At 60.3% G+C, this 18,047-nt stretch carries 14 protein-coding genes; 3 read left to right on the top strand and 11 right to left on the bottom strand.

Annotated features, from left to right (window positions below):
* Positions 1-19 precede the first annotated feature (19 nt).
* The 9 genes from purN to ASU33_RS05745 all read right to left on the bottom strand — a co-directional run bounded on the left by purN (position 20) and on the right by ASU33_RS05745 (position 10,265).
* Positions 20-700 (bottom strand): phosphoribosylglycinamide formyltransferase, encoded by a 681-nt coding sequence (purN, locus tag ASU33_RS05785; protein ID WP_078062907.1) that lies wholly within the window; start codon positions 698-700, stop codon positions 20-22.
* Positions 648-1,934, bottom strand: a complete 1,287-nt coding sequence (gene purD / locus ASU33_RS05780) for a phosphoribosylamine--glycine ligase (RefSeq protein ID WP_059069181.1) — start codon at positions 1,932-1,934, stop codon at positions 648-650. The genes purN and purD overlap by 53 nt, the downstream gene beginning before the upstream one ends.
* A complete protein-coding gene (locus ASU33_RS05775) occupies positions 1,921-2,433 on the bottom strand; it encodes a GNAT family N-acetyltransferase (RefSeq protein ID WP_059069179.1) in 513 nt (170 codons plus the stop codon). The genes purD and ASU33_RS05775 overlap by 14 nt, the downstream gene beginning before the upstream one ends.
* A gap of 100 nt (positions 2,434-2,533) precedes the next feature.
* Positions 2,534-3,481, bottom strand: coding sequence for a phosphoribosylaminoimidazolesuccinocarboxamide synthase (locus tag ASU33_RS05770; RefSeq protein WP_059069176.1), 948 nt, complete (start codon positions 3,479-3,481; stop codon positions 2,534-2,536).
* 32 nt (positions 3,482-3,513) lie between these two features.
* On the bottom strand, positions 3,514-4,401 hold the full coding sequence (locus ASU33_RS05765) for a phosphoribosylformylglycinamidine synthase subunit PurQ (RefSeq protein WP_059069174.1): 888 nt from the start codon (positions 4,399-4,401) through the stop codon (positions 3,514-3,516).
* Between the two features lie 12 nt (positions 4,402-4,413).
* Positions 4,414-7,455 carry a phosphoribosylformylglycinamidine synthase subunit PurL gene (locus ASU33_RS05760; RefSeq protein ID WP_059069172.1) on the bottom strand — a complete coding sequence of 1,014 codons (3,042 nt, stop codon included), beginning with the start codon at positions 7,453-7,455 and terminating at the stop codon, positions 4,414-4,416.
* 605 nt (positions 7,456-8,060) lie between these two features.
* Positions 8,061-8,678 (bottom strand): orotate phosphoribosyltransferase, encoded by a 618-nt coding sequence (pyrE, locus tag ASU33_RS05755; protein WP_059069171.1) that lies wholly within the window; start codon positions 8,676-8,678, stop codon positions 8,061-8,063.
* The gene (pyrF, locus tag ASU33_RS05750; protein WP_059069169.1) at positions 8,641-9,411 is read right to left on the bottom strand and encodes an orotidine-5'-phosphate decarboxylase; all 771 of its coding nucleotides are present in this window, start codon (positions 9,409-9,411) and stop codon (positions 8,641-8,643) included. The genes pyrE and pyrF overlap by 38 nt, the downstream gene beginning before the upstream one ends.
* Entirely contained in the window at positions 9,399-10,265 is an 867-nt protein-coding gene (locus ASU33_RS05745) for a dihydroorotate dehydrogenase (protein ID WP_059069167.1), read from the bottom strand. The genes pyrF and ASU33_RS05745 overlap by 13 nt, the downstream gene beginning before the upstream one ends.
* An 859-nt stretch (positions 10,266-11,124) precedes the next feature.
* Here ASU33_RS05745 and ASU33_RS05740 point away from each other — a divergent pair.
* Positions 11,125-11,703 carry a DUF4468 domain-containing protein gene (locus ASU33_RS05740; protein WP_059069165.1) on the top strand — a complete coding sequence of 193 codons (579 nt, stop codon included), beginning with the start codon at positions 11,125-11,127 and terminating at the stop codon, positions 11,701-11,703.
* A gap of 519 nt (positions 11,704-12,222) precedes the next feature.
* On the top strand, positions 12,223-12,960 hold the full coding sequence (locus tag ASU33_RS05735) for a porin family protein (protein ID WP_059069164.1): 738 nt from the start codon (positions 12,223-12,225) through the stop codon (positions 12,958-12,960).
* A 121-nt stretch (positions 12,961-13,081) separates the two neighbouring features.
* Here the strand turns inward: ASU33_RS05735 and ASU33_RS05730 are convergent, their stop codons facing one another.
* Positions 13,082-13,963: a DNA/RNA non-specific endonuclease gene (locus tag ASU33_RS05730; protein WP_059069161.1), complete on the bottom strand. Its 882-nt coding sequence runs from the start codon at positions 13,961-13,963 to the stop codon at positions 13,082-13,084.
* Between the two features lie 196 nt (positions 13,964-14,159).
* Positions 14,160-16,349, bottom strand: a complete 2,190-nt coding sequence (locus ASU33_RS05725; protein ID WP_059069160.1) for a T9SS type A sorting domain-containing protein — start codon at positions 16,347-16,349, stop codon at positions 14,160-14,162.
* Positions 16,350-16,658: 309 nt separating this feature from the next.
* Here ASU33_RS05725 and ASU33_RS05720 point away from each other — a divergent pair, with 309 nt between their 5' ends.
* Positions 16,659-18,020: a sigma-54-dependent transcriptional regulator gene (locus ASU33_RS05720; protein WP_059069158.1), complete on the top strand. Its 1,362-nt coding sequence runs from the start codon at positions 16,659-16,661 to the stop codon at positions 18,018-18,020.
* The last annotated feature ends 27 nt before the right edge of the window (positions 18,021-18,047 follow it).

Here is an 18,047-nt window from a genome sequence, read left to right as displayed (position 1 = left end):
AGGGGAAAGTCTAGGGAAACTAGGGGTGGGAGGAGGTAGAGGCAGCTTGCGGCTGCAGTTGGCCGCTGATGAAACGGGCCAGGATATCGGCGTAAAAACGGTGCTCCACGGCAAGGCCGCGGCGCTCCACTTCGCCCAACGAATCGGCACCGCGCAAATCCACGGAGGCCTGCGCTAGCACCGGGCCGGTGTCGAGGCCCTCGTCAACAAGGTGCACGGTGATTTTCGTTTCGGGCAGGCGGTTTTCCCAAGCCCATTCGTAGGCGTGCAGGCCTTGGTGCTGGTGCGTATCGGCCGGATGAATGTTGAGAATGCGCCCGGCAAACGCGCGGATGAACGTGGGCGACAAAATGCGCATGTAGCCGGCCAGCACCACGTAATCGGGTTGATACTGCTCCAACAGCGCCACTACCTCGGCATCGAATTCGGCCCGCTTACGGCCGCGCGAGTCGATGCTGGCCGTGGCAAAGCCTAGCTCCTGGGCGGCTTGCAGACCTAGGGCCTCGGGAATGTTGCTGAACACCACCGCTACTTCGGCCAGGCCCTGCAGCACGCCTTCGCGCACCTCGCGCGCCATAGCCAGCATGTTGGAGCCACGCCCCGACAGCAGAATGGCCAGCCGTGCCGGCCGCTTAATGGGCTTCAACTCAGACAAGCTGCGGGGTTGGCCGTTGGCCAATGTCGGTTCGGTAGTACGCATCCTGAAACGTAATCTTCTTTACCTCGGCGTAGGCGTGCTCCACAGCCAAGTCTAGGTCATGGCCGTGCGCCACTACCGTCAGCACGCGGCCGCCGCTGGTTACCAGCTGGCCAGCCTCGTTGCGCTTGGTACCACCCTGGAACACCAGCGTGCCGGGGCTTACTGCCTCAACTCCCTCGATGGCAAACCCAGTCGGGAACTGCGCCGCCGGGTAACCGCCCGAGGCCAGCACCACGCCCACGAAAGCACCCTGTTTTTGGCGCACGCCTACTTCGGCCAAGCGGCCGTTGAGCGTGCCCTGAATTACCTCAAGCAGGCTGCTGCCCAATGAGGCCAAGAGCACCTGCGCTTCGGGGTCACCTAGGCGCACGTTGTACTCGAGCAGCTTGGGCCCGGCGGGTGTCAGCATAATACCGAAGTACAAAAAGCCCAGGAACGGTAAGCCTTCGGTGCGCAAGCCGCTGAGCGTCGGCTCGATAATGGCTTCGCGAATGGAGGCCAGCACGTTGTCGTCGGCGAAGGGCACGGGGCAGTAAGCGCCCATGCCACCGGTGTTGGGCCCTAGGTCGCCAGCGTGCAATTGCTTGTGGTCTTGCGAGGGGGCCAGCAAACGCATGGTTTTTCCATCGGTGATGCCGATTATGCTGATTTCGGGGCCGGCAAGTTTTTCCTCGACTAGGAAGGAGTACCAGTCGTGGCCGGCGGGGTTCAGCGCTTTCATCTCTTGCAACGCCTGCTCGAACTCCGCTACCGACGAGCACACCCATACGCCCTTGCCAGCGGCTAGGCCGTCGTACTTCAGCACTACATGGCCGCCCTGCTCGGCAGCCGTAGCGCGGGCTTGGTCCAGTTGGTCGGAGCGAAACGTCCACGAACGGCCAGTAGCCACGCCGTGGCGGCGCATAAAGTTCTTTGACCACACCTTAGAGCTTTCCAGCACCGCCGCCTCCTTGCGCGGACCAAACACGCGGATGTCGGTCTCGGCGAAGTAGTCGGCTACGCCGGCGGCTAGCGGGGCCTCAGGTCCAACGACGATAAGCTTTACCTCGTGCTCCTGGCAGAACTGCTGAATGGCAGGAAAGTCCGTAGCGCTGATGCCAGGCACCGAACCAGGAATGCCGGCATTGCCGGGCAGCACGTGCACGCGGGCGCCGTCCTGGGTGAGTTTCCAGGCCAAGGCATGCTCGCGGGCGCCGCTACCTAGGAGAACGAGGTTGGTATTAGGAGTTGCCAAGGGTGGTTTGTAATTCAGGTTGAGAAGTAACGGCCGGCACTGGGCCCAGACTGCGGCCGAAGCAGGCCGCGTCGTCGCGCCCGATGTAGCGGCCGTAGTTAGGAATGCGCCGGTAGCCGCGCTTTTCGTAAAAGATGCACGCTTCCGTGTTGCTGATGCGGGTTTCCAGCCACAATTCGGCATAACCTGCCCGCCATGCCGCCGCTTCAAGCCCCGCCAATACGGCGCGCCCAATACCTTGGCCGGGGTACTTGGCATACATGCGCTTCACCTCGCCGATGCTTTCGGACAGGGGCCGCACCGCGCCGCAGCCCACGGCTTCGTCGTCGTTGCACGCCAGCAGAAACACGTGCTTGGGGTCGTCGGCCTGCCAGTCTCCAAACGAGTCGCGCCCGTCGCTGCCGAAGCGCGTACCTAGGTCGGCCGACAAGGCATTGATGAGCGGCTGGGCCTGCGGGGCATCGGGGTGCGAGGCGACGAGGTAGAGGGACTGAGGCATTATTAGACGTCGAGGTTGGTCGGTGAGCGTGCTTCCAGCACTAAGCGCGAATGTTACCGTCGTTGAGAGCGTACTGCTGGCCTACCGCTTCCAGAGCGGTTCATCCATTCAGCTGCTCCACCGGAGCGTCTTGCATAAAGCCCTCCTTCACCAGATTCTGCACCAAGCGAGCGGGCACGTTCACGTCGGCTTCATCGGTACCGGCCAGGGGCTGCCCGGTAATGCGTTGGTAGATGTCGAGGTAGCGGCGGCTGGCTTCGGCGGTTACTTCCGGCGTGAGGGCCGTGGGGTACTGGCCATCGACTTTGTGGGCAATCAGCCACTGACGGATGTACTCTTTGTCCATCTGGGCGGCGCTTTCGGGGTTGCGGGCATAGTCGGCGGCATCCCAGAAGCGCGAGGAGTCGGGCGTGTGGATTTCGTCGATGAGAATCAGCTCCCCGTTCAGCAAGCCGAACTCGTACTTGGTGTCGACCAGAATGATGCCGCGCTCGGCCATCCACGCCGAAGCGAAGTTGAACAGCTTCAGCGAAGTCACGCGCATCTGCTCGTACAGCTCGGCCGATACCCAGCCTTCCGCCACGAGGTTTTCGGGGGTGATTTCGCGGTCCGATTCCTCCTTGGTGGTCGGCGTCACCAGGGGCTCGGGGAAGCGCTGGTGCTTGGTCAGCCCGTCCGGCACCGAAACGCCCGAGAAGGTGCGCTGGCCTTGAAGGTAGCCGCGCAGCATGGAGCCGGTGAGGTAGCCGCGCACGATCATTTCGACGCGAATCGGCTCGGCTTCCTTCACCAGCATGGCGTTCGGATCGACTACGCGAATGACGTGGTTCGGCACGATATCCCGGGTCTTCTCAAACCAGAAGTTGGCCAGGCCGTTGAGCACGGCGCCTTTGTAGGGAATGGCAGTTTCCAGCACCGAATCGAAAGCCGATAAACGGTCCGTGACAACAATAAGCCGCTCGCCCGAGGGGACGCGGTACGAGTCGCGGACTTTGCCGCGGTGCAGCAGCTCAAGCTGGGGCGTGTTGAAATACGGGAGCGTGTTCATTAGCGCGGATTAAGCGGCGAGTGCAGGGCGGGCTAAAGAGAAACTTCGTTCGAGGCAGCCTCGGCGGGCTGCGCGGCGCGGCTCTGGCTGATGTGCTCCACGATGTTGCGGAACAGCTTCAGCCCATCTCCTTCCTCCGACACGTTCGGGTCGAGACGCTTGCGCCGGGCCCAGTCGGGGTGGTTGTAGAGCGAGAGGAAGGCCTCGGGGTGCGGCATCAGGCCGAACACCTGGCCGGTGGTATCGGTGAGGCCGGCGCAGTTCAGCTCGGCGCCGTTGGGGTTGTGCGGGTACAGCTCGGTTTCACAACCGGTAGCATCGCAGTAGGTCAGGCAGTTCAGGCCCTCGGCTAGGATGCGGCTCCGGATTTCTTCATCGCGAATAACGAGGCGGCCCTCGCCGTGGCGCACGGGCACTTCCAACGAGGTCAGGCCCTTGAGGAAGGGCGAACGGTTGCGCGGGTTCACCGCCAGGCGTACCCACCGGTCTTCGTAGCGGCCCGAGGCGTTGTGCGTCAGGGTTACTTCGCGCTCCTGCTGGCCGGCGAAATCAGGCAGCAGGCCCATTTTCACCAGCATCTGGAAGCCGTTGCAGATGCCTACCACGTAGTTGCCGGCCTCGATAAAGGCGCGCAACTCTTCAAGCAGCGTGCGGCCCGAGGGCAGCTTGCGGAAGCGCGCCTTGTTGGCCATCACCACGCCCGACCCTAGGTCGTCGCCGAAGGAAAAACCTCCAGGGAAGTTGAGCACGTCGTAGTCGTGGATGCTGGTTTCACCGCTGAGCACCTGGTTGAAGTGCACGATGGTGGCCTCGCCGCCCGCCAAGCGGTAGGCGGCAGCCAGTTCTTCTTCGCAGTTAATGCCGAAGCCCGTCAGGACCAGGGCGTGTACCGGGCGGGTGGTTGCAGTTAGTTCGTTCATCGTCTCCACCTCCTAAGCTTGCAGGGTAAGTTCTTCGCCGGCCATTACGCGGTTCACCGGGCCATTGCTCCAGGCTTCGCGCAGGTCGGCGGTGGCGGCGTACACCACCGTTTTGTTTTGGTGACGAATGACCAAATGGCCATTATCCGTCACCACACCTAGGCGGGTGGCGCGGCCTTCCATCAGGGCTTCAAAGACTACCACGTCTTCCGGAGCCACGGTGGCTACGAAGCGCGAGTGACTTTCCGAGAACAGCTCCGCCAGGGCTGGCAGTTCGCCTTCCAGGGTCAGCTCGGCGCCTAGGTTGTCGTCGCCGAACAGGCTTTCGGCCACGGCTACGGCCAAGCCGCCGTCGGACAGGTCGTGGCACGAAACGATGAGGTTCGCATCGTGGGCGCGGCCTACTTTCTCGTACAGGTCTTTGGCTTCGGCGGGGCGCACGCGCGGCACGTTTTGGCCCAGCTCTCCGAAGAGGTGGTAGAGCTCCGAGCCGCCTAGCTCGTCGTAGGTGTCGCCGAGCAGGTAGACCACGTCACCGGCAGCCTTGAAGTCCGAAGTCACGGCGCGGCGCACGTCGGGCATCAGGGCGGTCATCGAGTACAGCACCGTGGGCGGCACCGAAATCTTCTGCCCGTCGGCCTTGAAGTCGTTTTTCATCGAGTCCTTGCCCGAGGTCAGCGGAATGTGGTAGGCCACGCACATGTCGCGCAGGGCCTCGCAGAGCTGCACCAGGGCGGCCAACTTCTGCTTGCCGTCGGGGTTGGTTACGGGGTCGTACACCGAATCGGGCACGCAGAAGTTGTCGTTCACCGACCAGAAAATTCCGTCGCCAGGCGTCAGGTTGGGCAGCTTGCCGCCCACCGACACAATTTGGCGCACAGCCTCGTCGAAGGCGCCGGCCGACATCTGGTAGGGGTCGATGTCGCCGTAGCGCGGCAGAATGCCGTTGCTCACCGCCACGCCTTCCCACGACTCGAAGTTGAACTGCACCACGGCTGCGTCCTGCGGCGCCTGGCCCGTGCGGCCCATCAACGGTTTTACCACCGTGCGGCCTTTCACCTCGTGGTCGTACTGACGAATCACTGCCTCGCGCGAGCAGATGTTCAGCGCGCCGAGCAGCTTAATCAGCAGCTCCGTTGCGTCGAGCGAAGCTGGCAGCTTTGGCTCGTGCAGGGTGGGCAGCTGCCACTCAGCTTCGAGCACTTTGCGCGGTACACCCTCGTGCAGAAACTCCAGCGACAAGGAAGCCACCGGCTGCCCGTCGAAGGTCACGTCGAGGCGGCCGTTGTCGGTGAACTCGCCGATGTCCGACAGCTCCACTTCCATCTCAGCGGCCAGAGCATTCAGCTCGGCCAACTTCGCGGGCTCCACCACCAGCGTAAACCGCTCCTGCGATTCCGACAAGAATATCTCCCAGGGGCGCAGGCCGGGGTACTTCAGCGGCACCTTTTCCAGCTCCACGGTAGCGCCACCGCTGATGCCCGCCAGTTCGCCCACCGACGAGGACAAACCACCCGCGCCGTTGTCGGTGCTGCACTTGATCAGGCCGCGGCGGGTAGCCAGCAGCAGGAAGTCCATGGCCAGCTTTTGGGTAATCGGGGAGCCAATCTGCACTGCCGTGGCCGGCGCGGCTTCGTCCAACTCGATGCTGCTGAACGTGGCGCCGTGGATGCCGTCCTTGCCCACCCGGCCGCCGGCCATGATGATCCGGTCACCAGCGTCAATCTTTTTCTCCCAGGCGTCCTGGCCCGCCAGCTGCATGGGCAGCACGGCGCCGGTGCCGCAGTACACCAGCGGCTTGCCGCGGTAGCGCTCATCGAACACGATGGCGCCGTTCACCGTCGGTACGCCCGATTTATTGCCGCCGTCCTCAATGCCCTTGCGTACGCCCTCGAACACCCGGCGCGGGTGCAGCTGTCCCGTCAGCAGCGGCCCCGACCAGTTTGGCGGGCCGAAGCAAAGCACGTTGGTGTTGAACAGCAGCCGGGCGCCGCCGATGCCGGTGGCCAGCGGGTCGCGGTTGTTGCCGAGGATGCCGGTAATGGCTCCGCCGTAAGGGTCGATGGCCGAGGGAGAGTTGTGCGTTTCGACCTTCCAGACGAACAACGAATCCTTGTTGATGCGCACCGCCCCGGCGTTGTCCGAAAACACCTTGATAAGCCAGTCGTTGCCGTTGGCGCGCAACAGCCGGTCGACCTCCGACGTGGCGCCTTTGATATAGGTCTTGAACAGCCCGTCGACCTCCTTTTCCTCGCCCGTGACGGCGTTGCGGTAGCGGATGACGGCCGCAAACTCCTTGTGCTTGCAGTGCTCCGACCAGGTCTGAGCCAAGATTTCCAGCTCGCAGTCCGTCGGGTCGGGCGTGAGGCCTGCCTCAGCGCGGCTGATCTGCGTTTCCTTCGAGTAGTAATAGTCCCGAATGGCGCGCATTTCCTCCAGGTTCAGCGCGTACACGTTCTCCTTCGAGAGCTGCACCAACTCCTCATCGGTGAGGTTTTCCAAGCGAATAGTGCGCGTGGTCGAATCAGCGCCGCCGCCGGGCTGCGGGGTGAAGTCGCGGATGCCGTCTGCGGTGTGGCCCACCACGAAGCGGTTGATGAGCTTGTTGCCCAGCAGCTCTTCAGCCAGGTGGCGCAGGTCTACTTCGGGTAGCTTCTTTTCCAGCAGGTACAGGCGCTTGCTGAAGATATGCTGGGTGCGCGTGTCCAGCTCCGTACCTAGAAAATCCTGCAGCGCGTTTTGGGCCGAGGTGCCTTCGTCGTCGGTTACGCCGGGGCCTTTCGCGACGAGGATGTAGCTCTTGAACTCGGGCGCTACGGCCCACTCGTCCAGCGCCGCGTCGTTCAGCAGCGGGTCCTGCAGGCACTGGGCCGCGAAGCTCTGCAGCTGCTCAGCCGACAGCGGGTAGCGCACGGAGTACACGGCGCTGGTTTGCACCGAGCCGGTGAACAGGTGCAAGTGGCGCCGGGCGGCTTCAGCTACGCGGGCACCTTCGCCGTCGTGCTGGCCGGGGCGCGGAATCAGTTGGATGGTATGCGAAGCGGTGTTTTCCAAAGCTCAGAAAAGGAGTGTAGCGCGATGTAGCGCGGACTTTAGTCCGCAGCCCACAGGTGGTGATTCCCTGTCGGAAGAACGACTGCCGTGCTGTGACAATCGTCCGGAGTGACGCGGACTGAAGTCCGCGCTACAGTGGTCTGCATCAGCAAACCCCAGGAATGCGGTAAGCCGCCCTGGGCCCGACGTACGGGCCACAAGGCGGCTTACAGTGTTGTGCGGAGCGTTGCTCCAAGAGACCGCATTCGCGGCGTGAGTGTTCGAAGAAGCATCTTCGCCGAAGTACCCTAGGTGCTTTGCTACCTTGGCAGCGGCGGGCTTTCGCAGCTGTTTTCGGAGGTCGGCCTGGCACGCTTGGTTTTGGCTGTGCTGCGGTTGCGACTCGGCATGTTGCTGCTGTTGTCGCTCGGCTATCTGCTCTTCCACTTCCCGGCGCTCGGCATCCAAGCGCAGGCCCGCGGCTCGGCTCAGCAGTGCGCTACGGCGCCACATGCTGTCGAACGCGGCCTTGTTGGGCCGGGTTCGCATGAGCGGGGTGGAAGTATGGGAGAAGCTTCGTTGCACGGGGTAGCGAAGGAGATACAAAAGAACGACAACCGCCGTCCTTACGCAAGCGTCGGCACCGCGTCGGGCCGACTTCCAGGCTTAATCGCCGGGATGCCCTTGGCGCACAGCGGACAATTTTCGGGCTGATAAGTGGCCGCCTGAACCGGTAGCAACGCAAACAAGGGGAAGTCTAGTTCATGCTGGCCGCCGGTCCGGTCGATGAGGCAAGCCACACCCAGTACTTCCACGCCCATCTGGCGCAGTACCTCGGCCACCTCCAAGGTCGATTTGCCAGTGGTTACCACGTCTTCGGCAATGATTACTTTCTCGCCCGGCTGAAGCGTGAAGCCGCGACGCAAGCTCATCTTGGTGTCGGCGTCGCGCTCGGTAAAGATGCCCGGCACCTGTAGCTGCCGAGCCAGCTCGTAGCTTACAACCACGCCACCCATGGCGGGGCCCACTACCAAGTCGGGCTGCAGGCCAGCTTCTTGGATCAGCTTAGCCAGTACACCTAGGGCCGGGGCGGCTAGGTCGGGACGGCGCAAGAAGCGGGCGCACTGCACGTAGGTATCGGAGTGCAGACCGGAGGACAGGCGAAAGTGGCCGCTCAATAGGGCACCTTCGCCGCGCAGTTGCTGCTCAAATTGTTGCTGAAAATCGCTCGGAGCGTAGGGCATTGATTTGTTCGGTAAGGTCGCGGGCCGCGGCGCCAGCGTCAGCGGCCTGCCAGATGCTACGGGAAGTATTGATCAGAAGACCCAGGCCATCGGAGTGGCGGCAGCCGGCCTGCACGGTAGCGGCTAGGTCGCCGCCCTGGGCGCCCACGCCGGGCACCAGGAACCACAGCTCGGGGCAACGCAGGCGCAGGCGGGCCAGGGCGTCGGCGTTGGTAGCGCCTACCACCAGACCTAGGTCGGGGTGCTGGGGGTGAAGGTCCTGCACCACATCGGCGGCTAAGTCGCTGAGCGTGCCGCCGCGCACCAGCTGCTCATCCTGGAAGGAGTGCGCCGGCTTGTTGGACGTTTTGGCCAGCACGAACACGGCTTTGCCGGGGCGGGCAAACGGCATAATGGCGTCGTCGCCCATGTAAGGGTTCACCGTCACGCCATCCGCCCCGATGATGTCGTAGGCAAAGGCGGCGTAGCGCTCGGCCGTGTTGGCAATGTCGCCGAACTTGCCGTCGAGGATCATTGGCACTTCGCTGGGTATCCACTCGCGCAGGCGCTGCAGCAGGGCTACCCCATCGGGGCGGGCCAGAAAGAATGCCAGGTTGGGCTTGAAGCCGGCAGCGTACTCGGCCGTTTGCTCCACCACCTCACGCAAGCGGTTTTCTACGTTCTCTCCTACCGGGTCGAGGCCCACGCAGAGCAGCGAGCTGGTAGTTTGGGCGCGGCGGGTTAGCTGATCCATGCGGCAGTTTGATTTGCGGTGATGTTGTTAGCGGTTTCCCATTCGGTAGCGAGGCGGGCCGTGAGGCCGGGCTCCAGCCACTCGCCGGTGGCTACCTGCACGGCTGCCGCGCCGCAGCGCAGGTAGTCGCGCACGTGTTGGGCGGTGAAGATGCCACCCGTGCCGATAACCGGCAACTGAATGCTTTCGTCGTGGGCCAGTTCGTACACACAGCGCAGGGCCATGGGCCGCAGTGCTTCGCCCGAGAGGCCGCCTAGGATAGGTTCACCGCCATCGGGCAGGTGCAGAGCTTTTAGAGTATTGCAAGCAGCCAAGGCCGTAGCACCTCCCTCTTGGGCACCTAGGGCCAGAGCGCGCACGTGGTCGGGCCACGGCGGCAGCTTTACGACGAGGGCTGCGTCGGCACCCAGCTCGTTGCGCACGGCTTCGGTGGCCTCGCGCACAAAGCGCGGCGTCACGTCGAAGCCCTTTTGGGTGGTGGCGCTGCTGATGTATATCTCAACTCCGGCAATTTGGCCGGCGGCTTCGCGGGCCAGAAAGCGGGCAATTTTCCGAAATCCAGGAATGCCGGGAGCGGTGATGCTCACCAGTACGGGTACGCCGTGGCGGCGTAGGTGCGGCAGGTGGTCTTGCACAAGCTGCTCGGCGCCCTCGGTGCGGCGGTCGGTGGTGTTGAGCAGCGAGGAGTCGGCTACGCGAATAATGCCTTCGCGCCCACCGGGCCGCGGCTCCATGATGACCGTTTTGGTAAAAATAGCACCTAGGCGCTCGTAGCCTAGGTTGTCGGGCAGCTGCCAGGGGGCAGCGGCCAGGCACACGGGGTTCTGCAGCGAAAGAGTAGGTCCGAGTTGCATAGTAGATGGGGCTATTGAGTTCGGGAGGTCGGAATAGCGCTAAACGGAGAATCGACTGCAACTCAGCCTATTTGCCGCGCCGCGCCGGCCGAAGCACCTCTACGGCTTGGTTAAGCGGCCATCTGCTCACCGTTGCTCGGGGCTGCTAACCGTAAAGATGCTTCGGCCGACGCGACAGGGTAGTGCTATTGGTAGCTGCAGTGCCTCCCTTTGCCAGCGCTGCGATTTGGGCCGACCTAGGGAAAACCAGTTGTTCCCTCTTGCATTTGAGCCAAACGAACACAAAAAAACCGCTCCGGTAACAACCGGGCGGCTAGCGAAGAAAAACGGAAAAACGAAACGAAATCGGCCAACAAAAACGGGTTTCGACCCCGTTGCAGAACCAGCGAAAGAGCCGTCCTGCGCTTCGTTTTATGTTGGAAATTCAGAAGCACGTCGCAAAAGTATCCAACTTCGCCAGAAGCGCAACACCACCGCTGATGAAATTTGGTGTTAACAAAATGTTAACCCACAAACCACCTTATATTATTAAGGTGTTACAATCAGAATATGGCCAACAGTTATAAATTATTGATAAACAGATAATTTCACCTACCAACACTCTTATATGTTTTAGCCAGGACTTGCTTAAGCATTGCACTTTTTAACTTTTCTGAGAAGATATTTCAACTAAAACATTAAAATCCTGTTTGTAGAAAAAATGCAAAATCATTTTTACATTTACTCAAAAATTGGAGTTTCTGGCTGAGTTGAGGAGTGATAGGTTCATGTTTTGGTAACGCCAGCTTAACCTGCTACCTCCACACCCGTCGGAGCTTTGCACATCACATTTCCAAGTCTACCTCATCGCTCTACGCGTATGAAATCACCGCTACTATTGCTCGGCCTACTGCTTGGCCTGTTGGCTGGCGCACCTGCCTTGGCGCAGTCCGATACTGCACCAATTGAATACAGCGAACGAGTTCCGGCCGATTCGTACGGCCGCGCTACGCTGCATGCGCGTGCTCAGGACTGGGTAGAGCGCCGCTTTGCGTACGGCCCCAAAACCGACTTTGCCACCAACGCCGGCGCTGGCACCTTGCGCGTACTTGGCACCGTTAAGCTGAAGCCGCTCGACAACAAAGGGCAAGAAGCTGAGCGTACTGCTCGCTTCGAGTTTACCTTTCAGGCTACCGACGAGGGGTACACCTACAGCGTTGGGGCTTTCCGGGTGATTACTAATCCGCAGAACCTCGACACGCTTATTCCCCTCGACGAATACCTGACGCAGTTGCGGGCCGAGAAAAGCAACGAGCGCACCAAAAACGACCGCCGCGTACGGGCACAAGCCAACTCATTAGCAAGCGAAATTGCCATGAGCTTCCGCTCCTACATGAATCAGATTCCGGCTAACGAAGACGGCAGTGTTGGCCTACCTGCCAGCAACGAAAACCACTAAGTAACGCTTCCAGTAGCAACATAGCCGCGGCCGCTCTTTGCAGAGCGGCCGCGGTGTTTTCAGGCCCTAGGCACACACGATTGGTTTGCGCCTGCGTCTAGCTTGGGATGAATGGCCCCTTACTTTGCTTACTATCCTCGGCACTCCGCTAGCCGAATTATCGGCACGCACAAGACTTAGCAATATTCTATTTCGCAGACAACGCCTAACCACGTACTGCACTCCCCGAGAGCAACATGCACAAAACCAAAAAAGCCACGCTGCGCGTGGCTTTTTTGGTTCACTCACCTGGCCTTCGCGGCCTTTTCTATATGCTTGCAAAGGTACCTTCCGAAGGAAGCAGCGCCTAACCCTTTTCTCAATAATAACATATACATAATCCTTGACGAGCTGTAGACCAAGTATGGTGTAAACCGGAATTGGCACGGTTTTATTGCCATGGCCAAATAGCAATGCGCAGCAGCCTCGAGACGCAGCATTGCTCTTCCCTTTTTCGTCCGACTTTTTCCTCCCGTGGTCATGAAAACTAACCGCGCAGCTACCCTATTTGCTTTTGCTACCGCTTTGTTCTTGGGCTCAGCCGCAACTGCTCAAGCCCAGGTTCGCTCTTATTCCAACGTGCCCCCTACCAGCGGTGCCAACAAAACCGATGGCGTCCGCTTTGGCATCAGGGCGGGCCTGAACGTGGCCGATTGGTCCGGCGAAGCAGTTGAAAGCGTACAAAGCCTTACGAACCTAGCCAACGGTGCTATTACCAAAGAGCAACGCCCTGGTTTTCATGCGGGCGCTTATGTCAGCCTGCCCCTAGGTCCGCGCTTCACCATCGAGCCGGGGGTGCAATACTCCGAGAAAGGTGTGATTGTAAACGGCAGGGTACCCATGGAGCGTTTCGACTTTTTGAACGCTAAAGCCACGGCTACTGCTCGCATGGGCTATATCGATGTACCGGTGCTGGCCAAGGCGTACCTCACGCGCGGTTTGTATCTGTACGCGGGTCCGCAAGCTTCGTACTTGGTATCGGGCAAGGCGCGCGTTGAGGCGGGTGCCCTAGGGTTTGATGTATACAAGCAAGACTTTGAGGTGCGCGACTACTTCCGCGAGTTAGATTTTGGCGTGAGCGGCGGCGCGGGTTACCAGTTCGGGAACGGATTGGGCCTGAGTGCCGGTTACGACTACGGTTTGTCGTCGCTGGATAAAAACAACCGCTTCGACGCCCAAAACCGCGTTATTAAGGCCTCCGTGAACTTTACCTTCTAAGGTGTAAGCTCACGGGTTTCTCCACCATTGTTCCTCCATACTGGCTGTTCGCTCACATAAACGTAAAAAGGCCGCCCATGCTGTGGGCGGCCTTTTTTGTGCGGTATAACTGCTCGCCTAATTAGCTAGTCGGGCCGTTGTCGACGCGAGCCTCAACTACGCTTTGAACCGAGGCCGAAACGTTCGAGAGAATGTCGTAGCCCGTAGCGCTTTCGATGGCATCAACCGTGGTGCGGTATGAGCCCCAGGTTGAGAGCAGCGAGTTGTCGTTGGGTGTATCGATGGCAATAACGCGGGTGCTGCTGGTTACGCGGCTAGCATCAGACGAGCCTTCGGGCAGTACCACAACCACCTTCCAAATACGATTGGGTACCGTTACGCGGCCTGCGTCGATGGTCGTCATGTAGCCGTTGGCGCCCGTGCCGCCTTTGCCGTACTGGCCCATAATCACGTACAGCTCGTAGCCTTGGCCTACCAAGGTACGGCAGTAGTTCTCGAGGTTAGCCCAGGTACGTTGGTTGTTCATGGGCGCCTGCGGAATCATGTTCGTCATCAGGAACGTGGCCGAGTTATCGGTCGTCGAGCCGGTGCGGTCGGCTGAGGGGCAGTTGTGGCCACGGTCGAATCCCGAGCCCGAGTAGCTGCTGCCACCTACCTGGTACCAACCCGAAGGCAGCGCAGTATCGTTGCGGAAGTCATCCTGGCGAGCGGCCGAACCCAGCCAAGCCGAGCTCAGGTGCCACGATACCCAGTTGGGCGTGCCTCGGTCGCGGTGGTACGACATGGCGTACTGCGACTTTTGCATGAGGTAGTTCCAGTAGTACGAGCTGCTGGCGACGGCGCCGCTGGGGTTACCCATGGCCAAGTGGCTGTCGCGGGTAGCGTCGGCGCTTTGGCTTACGGCAGTAGGCTGCTGAGGCGCTACATCGTTTTGCTTCGAGCACGAGGCGGCAAGCAGGCCTACTAGGAGGAAGCTGCTCAGGCGGGTTAAAGTACCCTTCATTTGAAAAGGTGATTGGTGGTGGAGAATGTTGTTGCAAAGTTGGCAACGCTATATTGTTGCCTGATTACGTTAACGTTACGGTACTGTTACCAAAATGTTAACGTAACGTTCCAATCTCCCGCCAAACCACCATTTAGGGCAGCCACCTATTGCGGATGTTGCAAAGGTAAGCTGCCCTGGGTAAGTGGCAAGCCCGTTAGTTGGCAACTACGCTTAGGCGCTGGGTGGCTACCTGCTGCTGCCCGCTGTACAGCACTATGTGGTAAATACCGGCGGGCAAATTGGCCAACGAAACCTGAGGAGCGGCTCCGTGCAATTGTTGCTGATGCAGAAGTTTGCCTTGGCTGCTGAACACGCGCAAGCTGGCGTTGGCAGGCCAGCTGCCTTGGCCATAGGTTACAAATGCCGAACCCGCAGCGGGGTTGGGGTACACAGCTAAAGTTGCCGCAGCCGACTGCCACCGTACGGCAGCAATGCCCGAGCGTACCGCGGAGCCATCGGCATCTACTTGCTGCAAGCGGTAGTAGAGGGTACTTGCACCTAGGCTGGCGGCATCGGCGTCGCGGAAGGTATAGGTGCGTGCTGTGCTGCTGTTGCCAGCAGCTTGCAGCCGACCAACAGCTACAAACTTGCCGCCATCGGCTATGGCGCGCTCCACTACAAAGTGGCTGCTGTTGCGCTCCTGAGCAGTTTGCCAGTTCAGCACCACGCCGGCACCTTGCGCGGCCGCCCGGAACGAAACCAGCTCTATAGGTAGCGGCCCACGCGGCGGAGACACACTCAGCGGAAAGCCTTGGGCCGGATCGTCGGCGTAGGCGTAGTAAATGCGGGCGTTGCTGAACAGGCCTGCGCCACCACGCACTTCCACCTCAACCCACTCAAAGTCTTGCGTGGTCAGGAAACCAACTTCTTGGCCACCACCTTCGAGTAAGCCGGTTTGCACCAAGCTCGAGCTGTTGCTCGTTTCGAGCAGGGTAGTTCCGTCGGCCGCATACGTGCGGATAGTTACGTTTTTCAGCAGGCTGGTGCTCAGCAAGCCGGTGTTGGTGCTGAGCACCGCGCCCGCAAGGTTGCCCGCTTTGCCTGCACCGTTGAGGCGCAGTTTAATCCGCTGCGTACCTAGGGCAGTTAGCGGGAAACGCATTTCGGCGTAGTCGCTTGGGTTGAACACATTATCGGCGGCGCGTTCGGGGTTTTGCAGGCTACAGCCTACGCACAGCAGCGAGTTGCCGCTTACCTGATAATCGGTGCCGGCCTGGGGAAGGTTGAAATCCGATAGCACGGGCTCATCGTCGCGGAATGCCCGCGGCTCGATGCCGAAGCCGTAGTACGCATTTAGGTTGCTGAGGGCACTAGCCAAGCTGCCTTGCACCAACTCCACCCGGTCGAAAGCTTTGTTCGTGGCGAAGCTCACCTCGTAGCGGCCGTTGGGCAGCACGTTCAGCTGCAGCAAATCGGCCGCGGTGGCAGTTTCCTGCAGGGTGCCGCCTAGGTAAGTTTTGAGACGCATGGCCTTAAAAGCATCGAGGTCGATGATGCTGCCGTTGCCAATTACAAAGCCCGCTTGATACCCAGCAGGGGCTTGGCCCTCGAGACGTACCTGCAAGCTTGAGGTGCAGCCCACGCCCGCTGCCGTGGTTAGCGTGGCAAAATCGTTCAGATCGGCGGTAACAGCTTGCGCGGCATTGCTAACACCCGAGTTCACGCACAGCAAACCGCCGCCGGTTGTAGCCTGGTAGTCGTTGTCGGAGGGGGTGATGAGGCGCGAGAGGTAGCCCGTGGCAGTGGTTTGCTGGTTCGAGGGCACTCCGTAGGCGTAGTAAAGCCGCAGCGTGTTCAGCGCGTTAGCTGTAATCAGCACCTCCACCTCTATGTGGGTAAAGGGCTTGGCAGCTACAAACTCTACGCGGGTGCGGCCGTCGGTGAGCGTCGACGCCTGCACGCCGTTGGCATTTGCTAGCACGGTTTCCTGTGGGGTGTCGCCCTGGTAGGTGCGCAGCACCACCGCACCTAGGGCCGAGGCATCGAGCGTGGTACTGCTGCCGAGTACCACACCGGCACGGTGCCCTTGCGGCGCGGCGCCGTTCATCTTCAAACGCATTGACACGCGCGTACCCAAGCCCACCGAGTTTTGCAAGGTAGCGTAGCTATCCAGGTCCAGATCGGCGGCGCGCTCGGGGTTGGTTACGCCGCAGCCCACGCACAACAAGCCGTTTGAGCGCACGCTGTAGTGCTCCGGTGCCGTGGGCGTTGCAAAAGTAGAATAGTAGGGTGCCGTTGAAGCAGCGGTTTGCGCCACCAACGGCGTGCCACCGCCCAACATAGCCAACGCACCTGCCAACACGCGGCGGCTAAGCAAGGCCGAAATTGAGGAGAATTGTTTCATGCACATAGCTGTAATCACTACCCACCTCGGGTCGCGCCCGTCTGGTGGCAATAACGTTGCCTGCAGCTATGCCAATGCTCAACAATATGATTATCAGACTATTATTACAATATTGATTTCTTAATACTGTCTAGTAATGATACGGTCGAGTTTCATTTTGAGAAATGTTGACTGAGCGGCTTTTGCCCCGTATAATCGCATTGCGCCCTACCTACCTATTGCAACGCTCAAATTCGTGTACCGGAAACCTAGGTTTCTGCTCCTAAGTACTTGCCAGCTAGTCAAGTACCAGGCACTTTTATTTCTGCGATGCCGCACGCCCCTGTTACTATTTTTATTATTGAGGACAACGCGTTGTACAGCGAACTACTAGCGTACAAGCTGACTCAAAACCCGGATTATACCGTGCGGCAGTTTTCGTCGGCGCAGGCTTGCTTTCAGCACCTGGCTACCGAAAAACCCGATATGGTTACGCTCGATTATTCGCTGCCCGATGGCACGGGCGAGCAGGTATTGCGTCAGCTGCAGGAGCGACTACCCAACGTACCCATCATCGTGATTTCGGCACAGGAAGACGTAAACACGGCCGTGGGACTGTTAAAGCAAGGTGCCTACGACTACTTTGCCAAGGATGCGGAAACGCCCGACCGTTTGTGGCACAGCGTGCTGAAAGTGCGCGAGCAGCTGGCCCTGCGCCGCGAAAACCAGCGGCTACGCGAGCAAGTAGGCCAGAAGTTCGATCCGAAGCAGGCCATCATCGGCAACAGCCAGCCCATTAAGGAGCTATTCACGCTTATAGAGAAAGCCGCGCGCACGGGCATCACGGTATCGGTAAGTGGCGAAACGGGCACGGGCAAGGAGCTGGTAGCCAAGGCCATTCACTACCGCTCGGTGCGGCAGCAGCAGCCGTTTGTGGCCGTAAACGTAACGGCCATTCCGCGCGAGCTGCTCGAAAGCGAGCTGTTCGGCCACGAGAAAGGCGCCTTTACCGGAGCCGTAAACCGGCGCATTGGGCGTTTTGAGCAGGCGCACGGCGGCACCTTGTTTCTGGATGAAATTGCCGACCTCGACCTGAACCTGCAGGCCAAGCTGCTGCGCGTGCTGCAAGAGCGCGAGCTTACGCGGGTAGGCGGCAGCAAAACCATCAGCTTTGATGCGCGGTTGATTGTGGCCACCCACCGCAACCTCGAGCAGGAGGTAAAGGAAGGCCGCTTCCGCCAAGATTTGTACTACCGCCTCCTGGGTTTGCCCATTGTGCTGCCCCCGCTGCGCGAGCGGGGCACCGATGTACTGCTGCTGGCCGACGCCTTTTTGCGGGCGTTCTGCGCCCAAAATCACTTGCCGCCGCGGCAGCTTTCCGAAGCAGCCAAACAGCAGCTTCTGCACCATTCGTTTCCTGGCAATGTGCGCGAGCTAAAAGCCGTGGTGGAGCTGGCTGCCGTGCTGGCCGAAGACGAGCTGATTGGCCCCGCCGATTTATCGTTGCGCAACGGCTCAGGTGGCAACGGTGAAATACCCGCCGATGAGTCGTTGCGGCAGCAAATTGCGCGCATTGTGCAGCGCTACCTCGACGTGCACAACGGAAATATTTTGCACGTAGCTCAACTTCTGAAAATCGGGAAGTCTACCATTTATCGTATGATCCAGAACAACGAGGTGAGCGTGCGCTGATGCGCCGCTGAATTAGTCCTTGTTGGT

The sequence above is a fragment of the Solirubrum puertoriconensis genome, assembly GCF_001483135.1.
Classification (GTDB): domain Bacteria; phylum Bacteroidota; class Bacteroidia; order Cytophagales; family Hymenobacteraceae; genus Solirubrum; species Solirubrum puertoriconensis.
This window is presented reverse-complemented; position numbering and strand designations above follow the sequence as displayed.